The sequence below is a fragment of the Clostridium sartagoforme AAU1 genome, assembly GCF_000401215.1.
Classification (GTDB): domain Bacteria; phylum Bacillota; class Clostridia; order Clostridiales; family Clostridiaceae; genus Clostridium; species Clostridium sartagoforme.
Map to the genome: position 1 here is coordinate 1 of NZ_ASRV01000319.1, position 237 is coordinate 237.

Below are 237 nucleotides of genomic sequence, written 5' to 3' on the forward strand. Positions count from 1 at the left end.
ATTTAATCCTAATGGCTTATAAAATGTATTTTCTACATATTCATCTAAAGCCTTTCCTGTTACTTTTTCCACAATAAGCCCTAAAAGCATATAATCTACATCTGAGTAAACTGTTTTTGTTCCAGGTGCATATTGCAAAGGTGTTCTTAAAATCATTTGCAAAGTTGTTGCCTTATCTTGTGAATATAATGGATTATCTACAGTTTGATCAGGTTTTTGAGTTGCTTGGTTAAACTT

1 protein-coding gene is annotated in these 237 nt (G+C 30.8%); it reads right to left on the reverse strand.

Going from position 1 to position 237, the window contains the following annotated elements; translation table 11 throughout:
* Nucleotides 1-237: serine hydrolase (locus A500_RS19245; protein ID WP_016209237.1), on the reverse strand; the 237-nt coding region annotated here is incomplete at both ends.